The sequence below is a fragment of the Streptomyces luomodiensis genome (genome assembly GCF_031679605.1).
Classification (GTDB): domain Bacteria; phylum Actinomycetota; class Actinomycetes; order Streptomycetales; family Streptomycetaceae; genus Streptomyces; species Streptomyces luomodiensis.
The window spans coordinates 919,173-943,414 of record NZ_CP117522.1; the positions used below are offsets into that span (position 1 = coordinate 919,173).

The window sequence follows — 24,242 nt, forward strand, 5'->3', positions numbered from 1 at the left end:
CAACGAGGAAAAGCTCGTCGACTATCTCAAGTGGACCACGGCCGAGCTCCATGAGACCCGGCAGCGGCTGCTGGAGGTCCGGGCGGACCTGACGGAGCCGATCGCCATCGTCGGCATGGCCTGCCGCTTCCCCGGCGGGGTGCGCACCCCGGCACAGCTGTGGGACCTGGTGGCCGACGAGCGGGACGCCGTCTCGAGCTTCCCCACCGACCGGGGCTGGGACCTGGAGAACCTCTACCACCCCGATCCGGAGCACCACGGCACCTCGTACGTCCGGGCGGGCGGCTTCGTCCATGACGCGGCCGACTTCGACGCGGAGTTCTTCGGCATGGATGCCCGGGAGGCGGCGGCGGTCGAGCCGCAGCAGCGGATGCTGCTGGAGCTGGCGTGGGAGGCGACGGAGAGCGCGGGCATCGATCCGCACACCCTGCGGGGCAGCCGGACCGGCGTCTACACGGGGGTGATGTACCACGACTACGCCTCGCGTCTGGACGAGATCCCCGAGGGCCTGCTGGGCCATGTGGGCAACGGCAACGCGGGCAGTGTGTCCTCGGGCCGGGTGGCCTTCACCCTCGGTCTCCAGGGCGCGGCGGTCACCTTGGACACCGCGTGTTCGTCGTCGCTGGTGGCGATGCATCTGGCGGCCGGAGCGCTGCGGCGGGGCGAGTGCACGCTGGCGCTGGCCGGTGGCGCCGCCATCATGTACACCGCCAGCGTGTTCCAGGTGGCCTCCAGTCAGCGCCAGTTGTCGCCCGATGTCCGGTGCCGGTCGTTCGCCGACGCCGCCGACGGCATGGTGTACGGGGAGGGCGCCGGTCTGGTGCTGCTGGAGCGGCTGTCGGACGCGCGGCGCAACGGCCGTCCGGTGCTGGCCGTGATCCGCGGCTCGGCGATCAACCAGGACGGTGCCAGTACGGGCATGGCCGCGCCGAACGGCCCCGCCCAGCAGCAGCTGATCCGCGACGCGCTGGCGGACGCCCGGCTGTCCACGGGCGACGTGGACGCGGTGGAGGCGCATGGCACCGGTACCGCGTTCGGCGACTCCATCGAGCTCCAGGCGCTGCTCGCCACGTACGGCCGGGACCGCCCGGACGACCGGCCGCTGCTGCTGGGGTCGATCAAGTCGAACATCGGCCATACGCAGGCCGCCGCCGGGATGGCCGGTGTGATCAAGATGGTGATGGCGATGCGCCGGGGTGTGCTGCCCCGTTCGCTCCACATCGACCGGCCGACCCGGCTGGTGCGGTGGCGCAAGGGCGCGGTGCGGCTGCTGACCGAGCGGATGGAGTGGCCACGGGTGGCGCGGCCGCGTCGGGCCGGTGTGTCCTCGTTCAGCGCCAGCGGCACCAACGCCCATGTGATTCTCGAGGAGTTCACCGAACCGGCGGAGGGCGCTCCCGGCGGCGGTGGTGCCCACGACCCGGGGGTGGTGCCGTGGGTGCTGTCCGCGCGGAGCGTGGCCGCGCTGCACGGTCAGGCCCGTGCGCTGGCCGCGCACACGGCGGCGGCCGGTCCGGGGCTGTGCCCCGCCGATGTGGGGTGGTCTCTGGTGACCACGCGGTCGTCGTTCGACCACCGGGCGGTCGTGGTCGGCCGGGGGCCGGACGAGTTGAGGGCGGGGCTGGTGGCGCTGGCGGCCGGTGCGCCGCACCCCTCGGTGGTGGGCCCGGAGGCGGCCGGTACTGGCGCGGCGGCGGCCTCGACGGGCGGGACGGTGTTCGTCTTCGGCGGTGAGGGCGGTCACCTCCCCGGCACCGGCGCCGGACTGTACGACCGGTTCCCGGTCTTCGCGGCGGCCTTCGACGAGGTCGGTGAGATGCTCGGGGTGAAGGGCGAGCACGACGCGTCCTCCCGGGCCGGGATGTTCGCCCTGTACATCGCGCTGGCCCGGCTGCTGGCCTCGGCGGGGGTGCGCCCCGACGGGGTGCTGGGCCATGGTGTCGGTGAGATCGCCGCAGCGCATGTCGCCGGTGTTCTGGACCTGGCGCACGCCTGTCGGCTGGTCGCCGCCGGCACCGATAGGAGCACGGTGAACGGTGCGCGCCCGCCCACGCCCTCACTGGACGAGGCCACCGCGGTGTGGGAGCTGGGAGGCGGGGCGGCGCCGCCGTCCGCCCCGGCGGCGCTGGTGCTGTCGCCCTTCCGGGGCGAGGGGTGCGAGGTGCGGGCGCTGATGCGCGGCCTGGCCCGTACGCACACCATGGGCGCCACGGTGGACTGGGCCGCCCTGTTCGGCGGCGGCCCGGCTCCCCGTACCGTCGCACTGCCCACCTACGCCTTTCAGCGACAGCGCTACTGGCTGGAGAACGAGGTTCCGGCTCATGCCGTGCCCAGGGCGGAGAGCTGGGCGGACGCCGAGTTCTGGGATGCCGTGGAGCGTACCGACACCGCGGCGCTGACCCGGGCGCTCGAGGTCCCCGCCGGCCGGCGGGACGCGCTCGCGGAACTCCTGCCCGCGCTCGCCACCTGGCGGCGGCAGCGGCAGTGGCGCTACCGCATCGCCTGGACGTCCCTCGCCGATCCGGTGGCGCCGCGGCTGACCGGCAGCTGGCTGGTCGTGACGTCCGGCGGCACCACGGACGGCGCCACAGTGCCCGCCGTGGCCGCCGCACTGCGTGCCCACGGCGCCGAGACCATCACGCTCGCCCCGGACACCACACCGTCAAACGAGGCGACCCGGGCCCGGCGGATGGCCGGGGCCGTCGCCGGACGGCCGGTCGCGGGGGTGCTCTCCCTGATGGCCGTGGACGACGGCCGGCCACCGGCCGAGGACGGACGGAGCCCGGCGCTCGGCACCACCGTCGAGTTGTTCGGGACGCTGCGGCGGGCCGGGATCGAGGCCCCGGTGTGGCTGGCCACCCGCGGTGGCGTCAGCGTCGACCTGGGCGATCCGATGTGCCGTCCGGAGCAGGCCGCGCTGTGGGGTCTGGGCGGTGCGCTGGCGGTGGAGCGGCCGCGCTGCCGGGGCGGGCTGGTCGATCTGCCGGCCAGGTTCGACGACCGGGCGGGACGGCGGCTCGCCGGGGTCCTGGCCGGGTCACACGGCGAGGCGGAGGTGGCCGTGCGGGCCGACGGCTGCTTCGCCCGGCGCCTGGTGCGCGACGTACCCACGCTCCCCGTCTCCCCTGTCCGGCGGTTCCGGGGAACGGCCCTCATCACGGGTGCCGCCTCCGCTCTGGGCGGGCACACCGCCCGCTGGGCGGCCGAGGCGGGCGCCGAACACCTCCTGCTCATCGACACCGCGCCACCGGCCGCCGCCCTGACGGACGAGCTGCGCGCCTCGGGCGTACGGGTGTCCGTCGCCACCGTGGACGTGGCCGATCCGAAGGCGCTCGCCGCGGCCGTCGCGGGCATTCCGGCGGACCTCCCGCTGACGGCGGTGCTGTATCTCACGGCGCCGCTTTCCGAAGAGACGGGGCAGCTGGAGGTGGCGCGGATCGAGCGTGAGTGGGCGGCGACGGTGGCGGGCGCGGTCAACCTCTGTGCCCTCGCCGACGGCCATGAGCTGTCGGCCTTGGTGCTCGGCTCCTCGGTGACGGGCGTCCTGCCCAGCCCGGGACTGGGCAACCAGGCGCCGGCCCACGCCTACGTGAGCGCGCTCGCCCAGGAGTGCCGGGCCCGGGGCGTTCCGGCGACCTCGGTGTGCTGGGGTTCGATCGACGATCCCGACACGGCCGTCGGCGCCGCCAAGCAACTCCGGAGCAACGGGATGTCCGCACTGCCGCAGCGCTCGGCCGCCGCCCTGCTGCGGCAGGCGGTCACGGCGGACACGGCGTGCGTGGTCATCGCGGACATCGACTGGACCTGGATGCGCGCACACGCCGCGGAGCTGGGCACGCATCGGCTCTTCGACGACCTTTCCGGCCTTCGGCCACGCCGCACACACACCGCGGTCGGTGACCACGCCGACCAGCCCCAACCAGGCGGGAGCATCCGATGAACTCACACACCACAGTCAACAACCACCCCAGCGGCGACGCCGCCGGCCCCCAAGGAGACGGATCCGCGATGCACACGGACAACAGCGAGAGCGCACTCGACGGGACGGCGCTGCACCAGGCGCTCGCCATCGCCACGGCCGAGGAGCGCGAGGACATCATGCGGGAGACGGTACGCGCGCAGCTCGCCGACATCCTCGCACCCGCCGCGATCGACGACGACAGCAACTTCCTGGAGAGCGGGCTCACCTCGCTGACCGCTCTGGAACTGACGCGCAATCTGATGACGCTCACCGACGTGGAGATCCCCCTCGTCGCCATTCTGGAGTACGCCACCCCCGCCCAGCTCGGCCACTACCTCGCCGAGGCGTACGCCGCGGTCAACACCGGTGACAGCGCCACCGCGTAGTCCAGCCCCGGGATGGCACAGCGCCGCGCGGGAGGGGGAGGTCCCCCCTCCCGCGCGGCGCTTCCCGGTATTGCCACGCGGCCGAGCCAGGGGTCAGAACGCGCACTCCACATGCTTGATGGCCTCCACGAAGCTGGCCACCAGCCGCCGCGGCTCCCCCACCGTACGGATCTCCGGCAGCCGGCTGAACAACTCGCGGAAGAGGACGGTGACCTCCATCCGGGCGAGATGGGCGCCCAGGCAGAAGTGCGGTCCGACCGACCCGAAGGTCAGATGCGGATTGGGGTCCCGGGTGATGTCGAACCGATAGGGGTCGGTGAAGACCGCCTCGTCCCGGTTGGCGGACCAGTAGAAGAGCAGCAGCTTGTCGCCCTCCTGGAAGCGGTGGCCGTTCATCTCGCAGTCCCGGGTGACGGTCCTGCGCATCCAGTTGATGGGGGTCGCGACCCGCAGGATCTCCTCGACCGCGCGCGGCGCGTACGCCTCGAAGTCGGAGAGCAGCAGCTTCCGCTGCTCCGGATGCTCGGTGAGCAGCACCAGACCACGCGAGATCGCGTTGCGGGTCGTCTCCATGCCGGCGACGACGAGCAGGATGAAGAACGAGGAGAGTTCCTCGGGGCTGAGCCGCTCACCGTCGATCTGCGCCTGCACCAGCCGGGTGATCAGGTCCCCCGTGGGGTTGCGGACGCGGTCGGCGGCGAGCCGCGAGATGTAATCGGCCAACTCGTGTGAGGTCTTCAGCAGGGCGGCGGTGGCCTGATCGGCCCGGGGCACGTATTCGGGGTCGAAGGTGCCTACGATGATGTTGGACCGGTCGTAAATGAACTCGTAGTCGTCGCTGGGAATTCCCATCATTCCGCTGAGCACCGCGATCGGCATGACCGCGGCGACCTTCCGGACGAAATCGCCAGGACCTTCCGCGACAAGGTCGTCGACAATCTTCCGGGCCGCCTTGTGGGACGCCGCCTCGAACTCGGCGGCCATTCCACGGCCGAACGCACGGGAGACCAGCCGGCGCAGCCGGGCGTGCTGGGGATTGTCCATATTGATCATCGACCCGAAGAAAGCGTTGAACTCCTTTGGCAGATCGATGATGCTGATCGCGGTGGGCAGGGAGCCGAAGTCCTGCGGGCGCCGGCTCACCTCGGCGATGTCCGCGTGCCTGACCAGCGCGTAGTAGCCGGACCCGCGCCCGAACCCGGGCATGACCGGCTCACGGAAGCGTACGGGCCGCGGTCGTCGGCGCAGCGCCGCGAAAGCGGCGTCACGATCGCCGTAGGGCCGTGCCCAGAAGGACAAGTCGGTGAGGTCGATGTTGTCGACATGGTCGAACCTGGATTCCGGGGGATACACGGCGCCTCACTTCAGCTCGGGATCTACGGTCGGCGATGGGGGTGGGCCGGCATTAGGCATGAATCGCCCGGCGGATCAGCATCTCGCATTCCGCTTAAGTGCCGCTAATCCGCGCGCACTTCATCTCCACGGCCGTCGAACCGGAATGGGCGGCCCGGCTAGAATTCCATTATGGATCTTTCCGTGCCCGTAACCGACGATGTGACATTGCATGTCCGGCACCGGCCGGGAACGGCGCCGTCCCCGGGGTCGCTTCCCTTTCTCCTGGTCCATGGCATGGCGTCGAGCGCCCGGCTGTGGGACGAGGTCGCCGACCATCTGGCCGCCGCGGGCCATGCGGTGTACGCGGTGGATCTGCGCGGCCACGGCGACTCCGATACGCCGGAGACCGGGTACGACACCCCGACCGCGGTCGCGGACCTGGTGGCGGTGGCCGCCGCCCTCGGGCTGGACCGGGTGGTGGTGGCCGGTCACTCGTGGGGCGGCAATGTCTCGGTGCGGCTGACCGCCGAACACCCGGAACTGGTCGCCGCGCTGGCCCTCGTGGACGGCGGCTGGCTGGAGCCGGCCACGTCGTTCCCCTCCTGGGACGCGTTCGTCGGGGCGTTGCGGCCGGCGTCCCTGGAGGGCGCCACCGTGCAGAGCGTGAGCGACTACTTCCGCGCCATCCACCCGGACTGGTCCCCGGCGGCGATCGAGGCCGCGGTGGCCACGATGCGGGTGAACCCGGACGGGTCGCTGTCCCGGCGCATGTCCACCGAGCAGCACATGTCGATCCTGCGCAGCATCTGGAACGAACCACCGGGGCCGTGGTACGCGGCCATCGCCGTGCCCACCCTGCTGATGCCCGCCATTCCCAAGGGCGCGGACGGGAAGTGGGCGGACCGCATCCGCTCCCGCATCAGGGAGACCACCGCCGAGCTGCGCCACGCCACGATGCGGGAGTATCGCGACTCCGAGCACGATCTGCACGCCCAGCACCCCCGGCGGGTGGCCGAGGACCTGCTCGGCCTGGCCCACGGCGTCCAGCCGGTCCGAACCGCTCGTTGACCGGCAGCGCGAACCCCCCGTACGCGGACGGTACGGGGGGTTTCCGTGCGCGGTGGCCGGGGTCCACGGGGCCCCGGCCGCCGGTCAGACGCCGAGCTCGCGGTCGATGAGGGCGAACACCTCATCGGCGGTGGCCGCCGCCAGGTCCCGCTCGTCCGCCGGTTCACCGGCCTCGTCCCCGGTGTCGGTGTACTTCCACACCATCGCCTGCAACCGGTTCACCAGGCCGGCCCGCCGCGGGTCCGCGGCCGGCAGTCCGGCCAGCGCCGTCTCGATCTCGTCGATGTGTCCGGAGACCGGATGTGCCGTGGCGGCCTCTCCCGGGTCCACCTCGGCCAGCAGATGGCCCGCCAGCGTCCGGGGGGTCGGGTAGTCGAAGACCACCGTCGTCGGCAGGCTCAGCCCCGTGGCGGCGCGCAGCCGGTTCCTGAGCTCGACGGCCGCGATGGAGTCGAACCCCAGCTCCTTGAACGGGCGGTCCGGCTCGACCGACTCCGGCGCCGGATAGCGCAGTACGGCGGCCACATGGGCGCGCACCAGCGCCAGCAGCCTCTCGTCCCGCGCGTCCCCGGCCAGGGCGGCCAGCTCCCGCCGCAGCGCCGACGCCTCGTCGGTGCGGGTCTCGCCGGCGGGTTCCCGCGCGGCCTCGATGGCCCGGCGGGCGGCCGGGACGGCGTCGAAGAGCCTGCTGGGACGGGCGAGGGTGAACAGCGGCGCGAAGCGTTCCCACCCCACGTCGGCGATCGTGACGCGGGGGTCGTCGTGGTCGAGCACCTGGCGCAGCGCGGTCAGCGCCAGCCGGGGGTCCAGCGGGTACAGGCCCTGCCGCCGAGAACGCTCGGTGTGCGCGGCCGCGCCGGACACGTCGGGCGTGTGGGGCGCATCGGGCGCGTTGGGTTCATCGGGTGCGCCGGACACGTCGGGCGCGTTGGGCACATCGGGCGCGTCACCGCCGTACGGCAGATCCCACAGTCCCCACGCGATCGAGATGGTCGCCCGGCCGTCGGCCCGGTCGCGCTGCGCCAGCGCGTCGAGGCAGGCGGCGGCGGCCGCGTAGGAGCCGTGGTCCTTGCTGCCCCAGGACGCGGCGACGGTGGAGAAGTGGACCACGGTGTCCTCGGGACCCGCGCCGCACAGTTCGTCCAACTCCCTGTTTGCACAGTCGAGTTGGGCACGGACCTCCTCGGCCAGCCGCTGGGGGGTGAGCTCCGTCAGCGGGGCCAGCCCGCCGGAGGACGAGGTGTGGATGATCGTCCCGATCCGGCCGTCCGCCCCCGCCACCCGCTCGACGAGACGCGCGGCGCCTTCCCGGTCGGCGGGCGCGTGGTCCGCGACGGTGAGCCGGGTGCCGAGCGCGTCCAGTTCGGCCGTCAGCTCCACGGCGCCGGTGGCGTCGCCACCTCCGGGGGCCAGCATCACGATGTGGTCCGCGCCGTCGGCGGCCAGCCGGCGGGCCACATGAGCGGCGGGGCCGTCCACGGCTCCGGTGATGAGCACGGTGCCCCGGGGTTCCCAGGCGCGCCCCGGGGCGCGGCCGCCGGTCGGGGCGGGGACCAGCCGGCGGCCGTACGCACCGGTCGCGCGCAGCGCCGCCTCGTCCTCACCGGACGCACCGGTGAGCAGGGCGCGCAGCCGGTCGGCGTCCAGGTCGCCGGGGCCGGGGGGCAGATCCACCAGCCCGCCCCACCGGTCGGGGTGTTCCAGGGCGGCCACCCTGCCGAGCCCCCACAGCTGGGCCTGATGGGGAGCGTCCAGGGGGTCGGTGTCGTCGATGGAAACCGCACCGCGGGTGACACACCACAGGGGCGTGGCGACGGGGGTGTCCACCAGCGCCTGGAGCAGGGTGAGCGTGCCCGTCAGGCCGGTGGCGACCCCGGGGAGCGGTGGCGGCGCGTTCTCCTCCAGGGCCAGCAGCGACAGAACGCCCGTCGGCGGCGCCTCCTCCGCGTACCGGGAGCGCAGCAGCGCGGCGAGCTCCTCCCGGCCGGTGTCCTCGGCCATCTCCAGCCGGCGCACCTGGCCACCGCCCGCGCCCAGCGCCCGTACGCAGGCGTCCGTCCAGCCGTCGGCGCCGCCCTTCGGGTGGACCACGAGCCAGGAGCCCACATCGGCGGGGGCGCCGTCGGTGACGGGCCGCCACTCGACGCGGTAGCGCCAGGAATCGACGGCGGAGCGCTCACGCCGGCCGCGACGCCAGGTCGAGAGCGCGGGGAGTACCGTGCCCAGTGAGGTCCGGTGGCCGGTGTCGTCCGGGAGGCTCAGCGTCTCGGAGAGGGTGCGCAGATCCTCTTCCTCCACCGCGGCCCAGAACCGGGACTCCGCCTCGTCCGCCGGTGCCCCGGTGTCGAAGGACACCGAGTCGGCCAGCCAGTACCGCTCCCGCTGGAAGGCGTAGGTGGGCAGTTCGACGGTGCGCGGGGCGGCCGGGCCGGTGGGGTGGAGGGTGGTCCAGTCGACCTCGACCCCCGCGGTGAAGGCCGAGGCGAGCGACTGGACCAGCCGCGCCCGGCCGCCGTGGTCGCGCCGGAGCGTGGACACGGTGACCGCGTCGGCCCCGGCCTCCTCGAAGGTCTCCTGCATGCCCACGGTCAGCACGGGATGGGTGCTGCTCTCGATGAACACCCGGTGGCCATCGGCCAGCAGCGCCCGGACGGTGTCGGCGAACCGCACCGGCTCCCGGAGGTTGGTCACCCAGTACCCGGTGTCCAGCCCGGTGGTGTCGATCCGGCCGGCGGTGACCGTGGAGTAGAACGCCACCTTCGACGCGGCCGGACGCACACCGGCCAGAGCCTCCGTCAGCTCCTCGGCGATCTCGTCCACCTGGGGGCTGTGCGAGGCGTAGTCCACCTCGATCGGCCGCGCCCGCTCGCCCGCCTCCCGACACGCCGCCACGGCGTGCGCCACCTGCTCGGGCGGCCCGGAGATCACCGTGGAGGAGGGGCCGTTGACCGCCGCCACGCCGACCGCGGCGGCCTGGTCGCCCAGCCCGGCCAGCAGCTTTCCGGCCTGCTCCTGGCTCACTCCGAGGGAGGCCATCGCTCCGCCACCGGCCAGCCGCCGCAAGGCCTTGCTGCGCAACGCCACGACCTTCGCACCGTCCTCCAACGACAGGGCCCCGGCCACCACGGCCGCCGCGATCTCGCCCTGGCTGTGCCCGATCACCGCCGCGGGGCGTACGCCGTGCCCGGCCCACACCGCGGCGAGCGACACCATCACGGCCCACAGGACGGGCTGCACGACATCGACCCGGCCCAGATCGGCCGCCCCGTCGGCGTCGCGCAGCACCTCGGTGAGCGACCAGCCGACGTACGGCGCCAGCGCCCGTTCGCACTCCGCCACGCGGGCCGCGAACGCGGGCGAGGCGTCGAGCAGTCCTGCCCCCATACCGGCCCACTGCGAGCCCTGGCCGGGGAACACCAGTACCGGGCCCAGGTCCCCGGCGGTCGCGGCGCCGCCGGGGTGGACCAGGCCCGGGTGGGTCCCGCCGGCGGCCAGCGCCTCCACGGCCGCCATCAGCTCCTCACGGGTCTCGCCCACGGCCACCGCCCGGTGGTCGAACACCGACCGGGTGGTCACCAGCGACCAGCCCACATCGGCGGCGGACGGCCGCGGATCGCCGGCCATCCGCCGCGCGAGCGCCGCCGCCTGTCCCCGCAGGGCCTGGGCGCTACGGGCGGACAGCACCCACGGCACCACCGCCCCCGGCACCTCGGGAGCGGGCTCGGCGGAGTCGGCGAGGGCGGCGTTGGGCTCGGCGGAATCGGCGGAATCGGCGGAGTCGGCGGGCTCTGCTGGCTCGGCGGGCTGCGCGGGCTCTGCCGGGGGGCTCGGCTGGGGAGCCTGTTCCAGGATCAGATGGGCGTTGGTGCCGCTGATCCCGAAGGAGGAGATCCCGGCCCTGCGGGGACGTTCGCCGCCGGGCCAGGCCACCGGTTCGGTCAGCAGCCGCACTCCGCCGCCTGCCCACTCCACGTGCGGGGTCGGCTCATCGATGTGCAAGGTGACCGGCAGGGTCTCGTGCCGGAGCGCCATCACCATCTTGATCACGCCGGCCACACCGGCGGCCGCCTGGGTGTGGCCGATGTTCGACTTCAACGACCCCAGCCACAGGGGCCGTTCGCGGGGCCGGTCCTGTCCGTAGGTGGCCAGCAGCGCGTGTGCCTCGATCGGGTCGCCGAGGGAGGTGCCCGTGCCATGGGCCTCCACCGCGTCGACCTGGTCGGGGGCGAGACGTGCGTTGGCCAGTGCCTGGCGGATCACCCGTTCCTGCGATACGTCGTTGGGCGCGGTCAGACCGTTGCTGGCACCGTCCTGGTTGACCGCCGAGCCCCGGATCAGCGCCAGCACCCGGTGGCCGTTGCGCCGGGCGTCGGACAGCCGCTCCAGCAGCACCAGTCCGACGCCCTCGGAGAAGCCGGTGCCGTCCGCGGCCGCCGCGAAGGACTTGCAGCGCCCGTCCGGGGCCAGTCCGCGCTGCCGGGAGAACTCGGCGAAGGCGGTCGGTGTGGTGAGCGCGGTGACCCCGCCCGCGAGCGCCAGATCGCATTCGCCCTGCCGCAGCGCCTGGCTCGCCAGGTGCATCGCCACCAGCGACGAGGAGCACGCCGTGTCCACGGTCACCGCCGGCCCCTCCAGGCCGAAGGTGTACGCCACCCGGCCGGACACCACACTGGTGAGGCTGCCGGTCGTGGCATAGCCCTCGAAGCCCTCGGGGACCCGGGGCATCCGGGAGAGATAGTCCTGGCTGGACACGCCCGCGTACACACCGGTCCGGCTGCCCTTCATCGTCACCGGGTCGACACCCGCGCGTTCGAACAGCTCCCAGGCCACCTCCAGCAGCAGCCGCTGCTGCGGATCCATCGCCAGGGCCTCGCGCGGGCTGATCCCGAAGAACTCCGCGTCGAAGCGGTCGGCGCCGTCCAGGAACCCGCCGTGCCGGACATAGCTGGTGCCGGGGTGGTCGGGGTCAGGATGGTAGAGGCCCTCCAGGTCCCAGCCGCGGTCGGTGGGGAACGCGGTGATGCCGTCGCCGCCGGAGGCCACCAGCTCCCACAGTTCCTCGGGGCAGCCGACACCGCCCGGATAGCGGCAGGCCATGCTCACGATGGCCACCGGCTCCTGGGACCGTTCCTCCATTTCGCGCAGCCGTTGGCGGGCCTGCCCGAGATCCACCGTGACCCGCTTCAGATACTGGCGGAGTTTGTCTTCCGTACCCGACATCAGTCCTCACTCACGGTCAAGAGGGCAGTTCCCTGTCGATGAACGCGAACAACTCGTCGTCCGAGGCGGAGTCGAGGGCGTCCCCGTCCACGGGCCGGCCGGGGGCCTCGGCCGGCGTGTCGTCGTTCAGCCGCCACAGCAGCGCCTCCAGGCGCTTCACCAGCCGGCCGCGGGCTTTGGCATGGATCTCGTCATGGGCCTCGTCGTGGGCCTCGGCACGGGAGGTGAGCCGCGCGATCGCGGTTTCGAGCCGCTCCAGCTCACCGAAGACGGGCGCCGAGGTGTCCGCCCGCGCGGGGCACAGCTTCTCGCGCAGTTCGGCGGCGATGGCCGAGGGTGTCGGATGCCTGAAGACGACGGTGGCGGGCAGCCGCAGCCCGGTGGCGGCGGCGAGCCGGTTGCGCAGTTCCACCCCGGTCAGCGAGTCGAAGCCCAGGTCCTTGAAGGGGATGTCCCCCGGGACCGCGTCGACGTCGGTGTACCCCAGGACCGCCGCGGCCTGGGTGCGCACCAGGGTGAGCAGCATCCGGTGCTGCTCCTCCGCGGTCAGCGCCGCGAGCCGGGCGACCAGACCGGCGGCCGGTGCCGCGGTGGCGGCGGTACGGCGTGTGGCCACGCCGTTGTCGAGAAGCGTGCGCAGCAAGGCGGGCAGGGCGTCCGCGGGCGCGGGCTGAGCGGCCAGGGCTCGCAGGTCGAGCTGGACGGCCGCGGGCTGCGGGGCGCCGTGCCAGCAGGCGGCGTCCAGCAATCCCAGCGCCTGCTCGCCGGGCATGGCGGCGATACCGGAGCGGGACATCCTGGCCAGGTCGGCCTCGTCCAGGTGTCCGGTCATGCCGCTGGCGTCCGCCCACAGCCCCCAGGCCACCGAGACCGCCGGGAGGCCCATGGCCTGGCGGTGAGTGGCCAGGGCGTCGCAGAAGGCGTTGGCGGCGGCGTAGTTGGCCTGTCCCGGGCTGCCCATCACTCCCGCGGCCGAGGAGAACATGACGAACATGCCCAGCCGCAGCTGCGCGGTGGCGGCGTGCAGATGGGCCGCGGCCGCGGCCTTGGGCCCCCACACCCGCGCCAGCCGCTCCGGGGTCTGCGCGGGGAGCATCGCGTCGTCCAGCACACCCGCCGCGTGGACGACACCGGTCAAGGGGTGTGCGGGGTCGACGCCCGCGACGAGGTCGTGCACCACGGCACCATCGGTGACGTCCGCCGCCACGATACGTACGTCGGCGCCCAAGTCGGTGAGCCGGGCCGCCAGCTCCCGCGCTCCCGGCGTGTCGGGACCGCCCCGGCTGACCAGCAGCAGATGGCGAATGTGCCAGCTGCGCACGAGGTGCTCGGCCACATGTCCACCGAGGGTGCCGGTGCCACCGGTGATGAGCACGGTGCCATCGGGGTCCACCGGGGCGGGCACATCCAGCACCAGCTTGCCCGTGTGCTTGGCCTGACTCAGATACCGCAGCGCCTCACGCGCCCGGCTGAGCGGCCACGCCCGCACCGGAGGCGGCACCAGCACACCGGAGGCGAACAACCCGCCCAGCTCCCGCAGCATCTCACCGATACGGTCCGCACCGGCATCAGTGATCAGGTCGTAGACCTGGTACCTCACCCCGGGGTGCGCCTCCGCGATCCGCTCGGGGTCGCGGATATCGGTCTTGCCCATTTCCATCAGCCGGCCGCCTTCGCGCAGCAGCCGCAGGGAGGCGTCGACGAACGGCCCGGCAAGACTGTTCAGCACCACATCCACACCCCGGCCACCCGTGGCCTCCCGCACCACACCCTCGAAATCCAGATCGCGCGACGAGGCCCGATGCGCCTCATCAATACCCATCGCCCCCAGAACCGCATGCTTGCCAGGACTCGCCGTCGCGTAGACCTCCGCACCCAGATACCGCGCGATCCGCACCGCCGCCATCCCCACACCACCGGTCGCGGCATGAATCAACACCGACTCCCCCGGCTGAAGCCGGGCGAGGTCCGTCAGTCCGTACCAGGCGGTCAGATAGGCCACCGGTACGGCCGCCGCCTGCCGGAAGTCCCACCCGTCCGGGATCGGCGCCAGCAATCGCGCGTCGGTGACCGCCAGTGGTCCGAACGACTGGTCGAGGACGCCCATGACCCGATCGCCCACGGCCACGTTGACCACATCGGGACCGATGTCCACCACCACACCGGCACCCTCGCCGCCGAGTCCGGTCTGGCCGGGCACCATGCCCAGACCGACCAGCACATCACGGAAGTTGACACCGGCGGCACGTACGGCGACCCGCACCTGGCCCGTGCCCAGGGGCTCCAGCACCTCGGGGCAGGCCACCGGTACGACGTTCTCCAGGGTTGCCGTGCCCGCCGTGTCCAGCCGCCACGCTTCCGGCTGTGCCACGGGGCCCACCAGCCCAGCGCCTCCGATACCGGCATGGACCAGGCGGGGCACCAGCACCCGTCCCGCGCGCAGGGCCAGCTGGGGTTCGTCCATCTCCACGGCCCGCGCCACGGCGATGCGCACGGCGTCGGCGCGGGCGGCGGCGCCGGTGTCGGTGCCAGTGCCAGTGCTGGGCTCGGTGGCAGTGTCAGTGGTGCGGGCATCGGCATGGCGGTCGTCGTCGCGGTCCAGGAGCACGAACCGGCCCGGGTTCTCCGACTGCGCGCTGCGTACGAGGCCCCACACAGCGGCCCCGGACAGGTCCACCCGGGTGGCGCTCTCGGGGCCGTCGACCGCGACCGCGTCTCGTGTGACCACCACCAGCCGGGCGTCGGCCAACCGCGGTTCGGCCAGCCAGCCCCGCACCAGCTCCAGCGCCCGTTCCGTCACAGCCAGCGCCTCGGCAGACGTCCCCTCGGCGCCCTCGCCGGTGGTCGTCATGTCGGCGAGAACGACCGACGGGGTGGACTCCTCGTCATCGAGCGCGTTGATCAGCGCGGCCAGATCCGGGTGACCGCCGGCGCCCAGGACGGCCCAGCCGTCGTCACCGGCCGCCGCGTCCTCGGCCCCGGCTCCGGTCCCGGTTCCGGCTCCGGCCCCGGCCACGAGCGGCAGCGGCGTCCAATCGACGGTGAACAGGCTGTCCGTTCCGTGGCCGCCGTGGCTCACCGCGGCCCGCAACTGATCGGCGTTCGCGGGTCGCATCGCCACGGAGTCGACGGTCAGCACCGGCGCGCCGACGGCGTCCGCCACGGTCAGGCGCAGTGCGCGCTCGCCCTCCGCGTTCTCCTGGTGGGGAGAGAGCCGCACGCGGACCGTGGTCGCCCCGGCGGCCCACAACCTCACGCCGTTCCAGGCGAACGGCAGCCACACCCGGCCATCGGTGGGTTCGGTACCGGTCTCGGTGTTGTCCGTGTCGAGTCGGCCGACCAGCAGGGCGGGGTGCAACGCGGCGTCCAGCAGTGCCGGGTGGATACCGAATCCGGTCTGCTCTCCGGCGGCCTCGGGCAGGACCACCTCGGCGCACACATCCGCCCCGTCCCGCCACACGGCCCGCAGCCCCTGGAACGACGGCCCGTAGCCATATCCGGAGGCCGCGACCCGGTCGTAGAACCCCTCGACGCCGAGCGCCGTCGCACCGGCCGGAGGCCACGCCCCGCCCAGCCCCGACACCTCGTCACAGCGGTCAAGGCGATCAAGACGGTCCGACGGCGGGCTCAGCACACCCTCCGCATGGCACACCCACTCCGTGGCAGGGGGCCCTTCACCAGCAGGGCGGGAGTACACCCGCACATCGCGCCGCCCGTCCTCGGTGGCCTCGCCCACCACGATCTGCACCCGCAGCCCGCCCGACGACGGCAGGACGAGCGGCACCTGAAGGGCCAGTTCCTCCACACCGCCACAGCCGACCTCATCGGCCGCCCGCAGCACCCACTCGGCCAGCGCCGCACCCGGGACCAGCGCCGCGTCCGCGACCACATGCTCGGCGAGCCACATCTGCGTACGCGCCGAAATCCGGCCCGTCAGCACATGGCCACTGCCATCGGCCAGCTCCACAGCGGCACCCAGCAGCGGATGCCCGGCGGAGACCAGCCCGAGGTCGGCCGGATCGCCGGCGCGGCGGTCGGGGCCGTCGAGCCAGTAGCGCTCGCGCTGGAAGGCGTAGGTGGGCAGATCGACGGTACGAGGCGTGGGGTCGGTCGGAAACGCCGCCCGCCAGTCGACGTCGACCCCGGCGACGAACGCCTGGGCGAGGGAATGGACGAGCTGGGCCTGACCGCCATGGTCACGGCGCAGGGTGGGCACGGTGACGGCGGGGACCCCGGCTTCCTCGAAGGTCTCCTGCATCCCAAGAGTGAGCACGGGATGGGTGCTGGCCTCGATGAACACCCGATGCCCATCCGCCAGCAACGCCTGGACGGCCTCGGTGAAGCGCACCCGCTCCCGCAGATTCGCCACCCAATACCCGGTGCCCAAATCGGTGGTGACGGCCCGACCACCGGTCACGGTCGAGTAGAACGCCGTACCGGAAACGGACGTCTCGAGCGGCCGGACACCCGCCAGAGCCTCGGTCAACTCCGCACGGATCTCATCCACCTGCGGACCATGCGAGGCATAATCCACCTCGATCAACCGCGCCCGAACCCCACGCTCCTCACACGCCGCCACCACAGCAGCCACCTGCTCCGGCGGACCCGAAACCACCGTAGAAGACGGCCCATTCACAGCGGCAACGCCCACTGCGTCCGCCCGCTCCCCCAGGTCGGAGAGCAACTCCCCCGCACGCTCCTGGCCCACCCCCAGGGACGCCATCGCCCCGCCACCAGCCAACCGCCGCAGAGCCTTACTCCGCAGCGCCACCACCTTCGCACCATCCTCCAACGACAACGCCCCCGCCACCACAGCCGCCGCGATCTCACCCTGGCTATGACCCACCACCGCAGCAGGGCGCACCCCGTGCCCCGCCCACACAGCGGCAAGGGACACCATCACCGCCCAGAGGACGGGCTGGACCACATCCACCCGCCCCAGATCCGCCGCGCTCTCCGTCCCGCGCAGCACATCCGTCAACGACCAATCGACATACGGCAAAAGCGCCCGCTCACACTCCTCCACCCGCGCCGCGAACACCGGCGACACCTCCAGCAGCTCCGCCCCCATACCGGCCCACTGCGAACCCTGCCCCGGAAACACCAACACCGGACCCACACCCCCCGGCGACGCGGCCGTACCCGACTCCACCAGCCCCGGATGCGATACCCCCCGCGTCAACGCCTCCAACCCCGCCACCAACTCACCACGGCCCTCACCCACCGCTACCGCACGATGCTCGAACACCGACCGCGACGTCACCAACGACCACCCCACATCGACGGACGAGAGCTCGGAAACACCGCCCACGCGTTCAGCCAACGCCGTGGCCTGGCCGCGCAGTGCCTCCGCGCTCCGCGCCGACAGCACCCACGGGACCGCGTCCCTGTCGGAGGGCGCCGACTCCGTCCGCTCGTCCTCCTCGGGCGGTGCGGGCGCCTGTTCGAGGATCACATGGGCGTTGGTGCCGGAGGCTCCGAACGAGGACACCCCGGCCCGGCGCGGACCCTCACCCATCGGCCACTCCACCGCCTCGGTCAGCAGCCGCACCGCACCACTGCCCCAGTCCACATGCGGAGTCGGTTCATCGATGTGCAGGGACGCGGGCAGCAGTCCGTGGCGCATCGCCTCCACCATCTTGATCACACCAGCCACACCGGCCGCCGCCTGCGTATGCCCGATGTTGGATTTGATCGAACCGAGCAGCAACGGCCGCTCCACCGAGCGTTCCTGCCCGTAAGTGGCCAGCAACGCCTGCGCCTCGATCGGATCACCCAACGTCGTACCCGTACCATGCGCCTCCACCACATCCACATCCGCAGCCGACAACCCCGCACTGGCCAACGCCTGACGAATCACCCGCTGCTGCGAAGGACCATTCGGCGCAGTGAGCCCGTTCGACGCACCATCCTGATTGACCGCCGAACCCCGGACCACCGCCAACACCTCATGACCATTGCGCCGAGCATCCGACAACCGCTCCAGCAACAAAACCCCCACACCCTCACCCCAGCCAGTACCGTCCGCAGCCGCAGCAAACGGCTTGCACCGACCATCAGGCGCCAGCCCACGCTGACGCGAGAAACCAGTGAACACATCCGGCGTCGCCATCACCGTCACCCCACCCGCCAACGCCAACGTGCACTCCCCCCGCCGCAACGCCTGCGCCGCCAGATGCATCGCCACCAACGACGACGAACACGCCGTATCCACCGTCACCGCCGGACCCTCAAACCCCAGCGAGTACGCCACCCGCCCCGAAACCACACTCCCCGAGCCCGCGAGCATCGCATAGCCCTCGAGCTTCGCATCCGCACCACTGCTCAGCCCGGCCGCGTAGTCGTGGTACATCACGCCCGCGTAGACACCGGTCGGACTGCCCTTCAACGACACCGGATCGATCCCCGCCCGCTCCAGCACCTCCCACGACGCCTCCAACAACAACCGCTGCTGCGGATCCATCGCCAACGCCTCCCGCGGACTGATCCCGAAAAACGCCGCATCGAACGCATCAGCGTCATACAGGAACCCACCCTCGCGCGCATACGACGTACCGGGGTGGTCGGGATCCGGATGAAACAACCCCTCCAGATCCCAGCCCCGGCCGGTCGGAAACTCCCCCATCACGTCTTTCCCCGAGGCGACGAGGTCCCACAGCGCTTCGGGAGAGTTCGCACCACCCGGGAAACGGCAGGCCATCGCAACGATCGCGATCGGCCCGTCCGCATCGGCCGCCACCACCACAGAAGCACCCGCGCCGGCAGTCGTCTCACCCATCAGCCGGGCACACACATACTCCGCCAACACCCGAGGCGTCGGATAGTCGAACACCATCGTCGCCGGCAACCGCAACCCCGTCACCGACGACAACCGATTACGCAACTCCACCGCCGTCAACGAATCAAAACCCAACTCCCTGAACGCCGCATCCACCCGCACCTCACCCGGCGAACCAAACCCCAACACCACCGCCACACCACCCCGCACCACCTCAACCACCACATCCAACCGAGCCTCAGCACCCAACCCCCTCAACCGCTCCACCAACCCCGAAACCCCCACCTCACCCACCGCCAACCGCCGCCTGACACGACCCACCACCAAACCCCGCAACACCGCCGGAAGACCTCCACCACCCACCCCAGCCGGATCGAGGTCCACGGCCACCACCAGCGGGTGCGCGCGGCGGCACGCGGCGTCCAGCAGGGCCAGCCCACGCTCGGCGGACAGCGGCCTCATTCCGCGCAGTCGTGTCAGGTCCGCCCGGCCCATGTGTCCGGTCATCTCGCTGGCCTGCGCCCACAGCCCCCATGCCAGGGACAGTCCGGGCAGTCCCAGCGCCCGTCGATGGGCGGCCAACGCATCGAGGAACGCGTTGGCCGCCGCGTATCCGGCCTGACCCGCGTTACCCACGACACCGGCGGCCGACGAGAACATCACAAACATGCGGAGCGGCAGATCCGCCGTGGCGCGGTGCAGATGGGCGGCCGCCGCGGCCTTCGCCGCCCACACCCGCGCGAGTTGCTCCCGCGTCTGCGAGGTGACCACCGCGTCATCCAGCAGCCCCGCCACATGAAGGACACCGGTCAGCGGATACGCCGGGTCGATACCGGCCACCACATCGGCCACCGCGTCGGCGTCCGCGACATCCACCGCGGCGATCCGTACCCGAGCGCCCAGGCCGCTCAGCCGCTCGGCCAGCTCCGGCGCGCCGGGCGCGTCCGCACCACGTCGGCTGACCAGGACCAGATGCTTGACCTGCCACGTACGCACCAGATGCTCGGCCACCAGACCGCCCAGCAGGCCCGTACCGCCGGTGATCAGCACCGTGCCGTCGGGGTCGAGCCCCCCGGGGACCGGTCCTCCGGAAACCGCCTCGTCGGCGGGGCCGGTGTCACGCGCGCGCGTCAGCCGGGGCACCACCATCCGCCCGGCTCGCAGCACCGCCTGTGGCTCATCCGCGCGTACGGCACGGACCACGGCGTCCGCCACATCACGCCAGGTCGGATCGGCGACCGGATCGAGGTCGAGGAGGACGAACCGGTCCGGGTGCTCCGCCTGCGCACTCCGCAGCAGGCCCCACAGCCCCGCCGCGGCCACGTTCAACGCCCCGTCAGCATCACCGTCGCCGTCGTCGCCCGAGTCCACGTCTCCACGACGGCCGACCGGCACCGCACCGCGCGTCATCACCACCAAATGGGCGTCGGCCAGCCGCGGTTCGGCCAGCCACCCCTGCACCAGCTCCAGCGCCCGGCCGACGGCAGCCAAGCCATCAGCCGCCGTCGCCATCGTCACCGAGCCGTCCTCCGCCTGGCTGCCGTCTGCCGGCAGGTAGGTCAGGGCGAACGCGGGAGGTGCCGCACCGTCGTCCATCGCGGCCACCAGCGCTTCGAGACCCGGATGGCACACCACACCCCCGCCGCCGAATCCAGGTTTCCCGGCCAAGCGCAGGACGTTCTGGCCCAGCACGGCCCAGCCCTCACCGTCGGAAACGTCCGCATCGGGCACGGCGGGCATGGGAACCCAGTCCAGCGTGAACAGCCCATCCACCCCACGCCCGCCCCCGGCCCGCAACTGGCCGGGGTCGGCGGGGCGCATGGTCACGGAGTCGACCGTCAGCACCGGGGCGCCCATGGCATCGGTCACCACCATCCGTAGCCCGCGCTCTCCCTCCGCACCGTCCTGATGGGGAGAGAGCCGGACCCGGATGGTGTGCGCCTCGGTGGCCCACAGCGACACGCCGTTCCAGGCGAACGGCAGTCTCATCCCCTCGTCGTCGGCCGGCTCCGCGTCGGCTGCGAGCAGCATGGGGTGCAGGGCGGCGTCGAGCAGCGCCGGGTGGATGCCGAACCCGCCCGCGTCCCCCGCGACCTCGGGCAGCGCCACCTCGGCCAGGAGGTCCGCGCCGTCCCGCCACACGGCCCGCAGCCCCTGGAACGACGGCCCGTACGCATAGCCCACCGCCGCGGCACGCTCGTAGAATCCCTCGACATCCATAGGGCTCGCGCCCTCGGGAGGCCAGGCTCCCGCCACCTCCTCGACCGCGCTCGGTGCGGGCGACGGGCTCAGGACGCCCTCCGCATGGGACACCCAGTCCGGATCCGCGCCGGGCTGGACATCACGGTCGGGCCGGGAGTACACCCGCACATCGCGCCGCCCGTCCTCGGCGGCCTCGCCCACCACGATCTGCACCCGCAGCCCGCCCGACGACGGCAGGACGAGCGGCACCTGAAGGGCCAGTTCCTCCACACCGCCACAGCCCGCCTCATCGGCCGCCCGTAACGCCCACTCCACCAACGCCGCGCCCGGTACCAGCGACGCTCCGGCGACCACATGGTCACCGAGCCAGCCGCCGCCGGTGGCCGACACCCGTCCGGTCAGCACCAGCCCGCCGTCGGCGAGACCCACTGCCGCCCGCAACAACGGGTGCTCCACCCGCTGCAACCCCGCCCCGCCCACATCGCCGACCCCACCAGCGGCGGCGGCCCAGTAGCGTTGGCGCTGGAAGGCGTAGGTGGGCAGATCGACGGTACGAGGTGTGGGGTCGGTCGGAAACGCCGCCCGCCAGTCGACGTCGACCCCGGCGACGAACGCCTGGGCGAGGGAATGGACGAGCTGGGCCTGACCGCCATGGTCACGGCGCAGGGTGGGCACGGTGACGGCGGGGACCCCGGCTTCCTCGAAGGTCTCCTGCATCCCAAGAGTGAGCACGGGATGGGTGCTGGCCTCGATGAACACCCGATGCCCATCCGCCAGCAACGCCTGGACGGCCTCGGTGAAGCGCACCCGCTCCCGCAGATTGGCCACCCAATACCCGGTGTCCAAATCGGTGGTGACGGCCCGACCGCCGGTCACGGTCGAGTAGAACGCCGTACCGGAAACGGACGTCTCGAGCGGCCGGACACCCGCCAGAACCTCGGTCAACTCCGCACGGATCTCATCAACCTGCGGACCATGCGAGGCATAATCCACCTCGATCAACCGCGCCCGAACCCTGCACTCCTCACACGCCGCCACCACAGCAGCCACCTGCTCCGGCGGACCCGAAACCACCGTAGAAGACGGTCCGTTCACAGCGGCAACGCCCACGGCGGCCACCCGCTCCCCCAGACCCGACAGCAGCTGCTCCGCACGCTCCTGGCCCACCCCCAGGGACGCCATCGCCCCGCCACCAGCCAACCGCCGCAGAGCCTTACTCCGCAGCGCCACCACCTTCGCACCATCCTCCAGCGAGAGCGCCCCCGCCACCACAGCCGCCGCGATCTCCCCCTGGCTATGACCCACCACCGCAGCAGGACGCACCCCATACCCCGCCCACACCGCCGCCAACGACACCATCACCGCCCAGAGAACGGGCTGGACCACGTCCACCCGCCCCAGATCCGCCGCACCCTCCACACCGCGCAGCACATCCGTCAACGACCAGTCCACATACGGCGAAAGCGCCCGCTCACACTCCCCCACCCGCGCCGCGAACACCGGCGAGACCGCCAGCAGCTCCGCCCCCATACCGGCCCACTGCGAACCCTGCCCGGGGAACACCAGCACCGGACCCACATCACCCGGCGACGCGGCCGTACCCGACTCCACCACCCCCGGATGCGACACCCCCCGCGCCAACGCCTCCAACCCCGCCACCAACTCACCACGACCCTCACCCACCACCACCGCACGATGCTCGAACACCGACCGCGACGTCACCAACGACCACCCCACATCGACCGACGAGAGCTCGGAAACACCCCCCACCCGCCCCGCCAACGCCGCCGCCTGACCCCGCAACGCCCCCACACTCCGCCCCGACACCACCCACGGCACCACACCACCCACGCCACACGACACCGCCCCCACCAACGGCACATCCTCCTCAGGAGCCTGCTCCACAATCACATGCGCATTGGTGCCACTGATCCCAAAAGACGACACCCCGGCCCGGCGCGGGCGCTCGGCCGCCGGCCACTCCACCGCCTCGGTCAGCAGCCGCACGCCTCCGCCGTTCCACTCCACATGAGGCGTCAGCTCATCGACATGGAGGGTGGCCGGGAGCATGCCGTGCAGCAGGGCCATCACCATCTTGATCACACCGGCCACGCCCGCCGCACCCTGCGTATGGCCGATGTTGGACTTCAGCGAGCCCAGCCACAGCGGCCGGTCCTCCGGACGGTCCCGGCCGTAGGTGGCGATCAGCGCGTCGGCTTCGATCGGGTCACCCAGTTTGGTGCCCGTGCCATGGGCCTCCACCGCGTCCACCTCGGACGGGGCCAGCCGGGCGCCGGCGAGCGCCTGGCGGATGACGCGCTGCTGCGAGGGGCCGTTGGGCGCGGTGAATCCGTTGCTGGCGCCGTCCTGGTTGATGGCTGAGCCCCGGATCAGCGCGAGTACCTGGTGGCCGTTGCGCCGTGCGTCGGACAGCCGCTCCAGCAGGAGGAGTCCGACGCCTTCGCCCCATCCCGTTCCGTCGGCGCTCGCCGAGAACGCCTTGCACCGGCCGTCGAGGGACAGCCCTCGTTGCCGGGAGAAACCGGTGAACACCTCGGGGGTGGTCATCACCGTCACCCCGCCCGCCAGGGCCAGGGTGCACTCCTCCTGCCGTAGTGCCTGGCAGGCCAGGTGGATCGCGACAAGGGATGAGGAGCACGCCGTCTCCACTGTGACGGCCGGTCCCTCCAGGCCGAGGGTGTAGGACACCCGGCCGGACAGCAGGCTCGGTGCGTTGCCCGCGTATCCCTCGGATCCGTTCTGGGCATCGCCCGCCGCGCCGCCGCCGGTGGTCGCCGTGCCGGCGTAGACGCCCGTCCGGGAGCCCTTCAGGGACACGGGGTCGATACCCGCTCGTTCACATGCCTCCCAGGCGGTTTCCAGCAGCAGTCGCTGCTGGGGGCTGGTGGCGAGCGCCTCGCGCGGGCTGATGCCGAAGAACTGGGGGTCGAACCGGTCGGCGTCGTCCAGGAATCCGCCCCGGCGGACGTAGGTGGTGCCGGGGTGATCCGGGTCAGGGTGATAGAGGCTGTCGAGGTCCCAGCCCCGGTCGGTGGGGAAGTCCCCGATCGCGTCCACCCCCTCGGCGACCAACCGCCACAGCTCCTCGGGCGTTGTCACCCCGCCCGGGAAGCGGCAGGCGATGCTCACGACGGCGATCGGCTCCTGGTTCCGCTCCTCCGCTTCGCGCAACCGCAGACGCGTATCGTGCAGATCCGCGGAGACGCGCTTGAGGTACTCGACCAGTTTCTCTTCGTTCACATTCACCATGAGGTTTCACCCGGTCCTCAGC

5 protein-coding genes and 1 pseudogene are annotated in these 24,242 nt (G+C 72.4%); 3 read left to right on the forward strand and 3 right to left on the reverse strand.

The annotated features are described in order from the left end of the window. Position 1: 1 nt before the first annotated feature. Both PS467_RS03875 and PS467_RS03880 read left to right on the forward strand, forming a co-directional pair. Positions 2–3,940, forward strand: a pseudogene (locus tag PS467_RS03875) (type I polyketide synthase); the annotation flags it as partial. Next, entirely contained in the window at positions 3,937–4,347 is a 411-nt protein-coding gene (locus PS467_RS03880; protein ID WP_311033992.1) for an acyl carrier protein, read from the forward strand. The pseudogene PS467_RS03875 and the gene PS467_RS03880, both read left to right, overlap by 4 nt. Positions 4,348–4,440: 93 nt before the next feature. Here the strand turns inward: PS467_RS03880 and PS467_RS03885 are convergent, their stop codons facing one another. Then, positions 4,441–5,700, reverse strand: a complete 1,260-nt coding sequence (locus tag PS467_RS03885) for a cytochrome P450 (protein ID WP_311033993.1) — start codon at positions 5,698–5,700, stop codon at positions 4,441–4,443. Positions 5,701–5,871: 171 nt separating this feature from the next. Between PS467_RS03885 and PS467_RS03890 the strand changes: the two genes are divergently transcribed. Then, the gene (locus PS467_RS03890; RefSeq protein ID WP_311033994.1) at positions 5,872–6,750 is read left to right on the forward strand and encodes an alpha/beta fold hydrolase; all 879 of its coding nucleotides are present in this window, start codon (positions 5,872–5,874) and stop codon (positions 6,748–6,750) included. Between the two features lie 84 nt (positions 6,751–6,834). Here the strand turns inward: PS467_RS03890 and PS467_RS03895 are convergent, their stop codons facing one another. Continuing rightward, a complete protein-coding gene (locus tag PS467_RS03895; protein ID WP_311033995.1) occupies positions 6,835–11,970 on the reverse strand; it encodes a type I polyketide synthase in 5,136 nt (1,711 codons plus the stop codon). Between the two features lie 16 nt (positions 11,971–11,986). After that, on the reverse strand, positions 11,987–24,220 hold the full coding sequence (locus PS467_RS03900; protein ID WP_311033996.1) for an SDR family NAD(P)-dependent oxidoreductase: 12,234 nt from the start codon (positions 24,218–24,220) through the stop codon (positions 11,987–11,989). Positions 24,221–24,242: the final 22 nt, after the last annotated feature.